Genomic DNA, 310 nt, shown 5'->3' on the forward strand with positions numbered 1-310 from the left:
TTCCTGCGCCGCAAAGATCGCATCTTCGGTGGATGCGGCGCTGCTGGGCTACAACATGTACAAGTGCAATCAGGAGTTCAAGGGCGGCGATGGCATTGTGATGAAGGACATCGATACCACCATCAAGGGCATCGGACGTCTGGGCAAGGACGGGATGCGGCAGACCAATGAGGAGATCATCCGGCTGATGATGAGCTGAGCGGCGGAGCCTGCGTCCCAAAAATCATACAAAACCTTATTTATTTTGTCATAACTCTTCCGTATAATAAGAAGTGGAATACTTTGTCACAAGGCCCGAAAGGGCCGGAAC

1 protein-coding gene is annotated in these 310 nt (G+C 51.9%); it reads left to right on the plus strand.

The features are described from left to right. Positions 1 to 199, plus strand: a 199-nt coding sequence (locus tag P0G09_RS17710; RefSeq protein WP_275253327.1) for an L-serine ammonia-lyase, iron-sulfur-dependent, subunit alpha, incomplete at its 5' end; no start/stop codon positions are given. Positions 200 to 310: the final 111 nt, after the last annotated feature.

Source organism: Faecalibacterium sp. DFI.5.82 (assembly GCF_029076575.1).
Taxonomy (GTDB): Bacteria; Bacillota; Clostridia; order Oscillospirales; family Ruminococcaceae; genus Faecalibacterium; species Faecalibacterium duncaniae.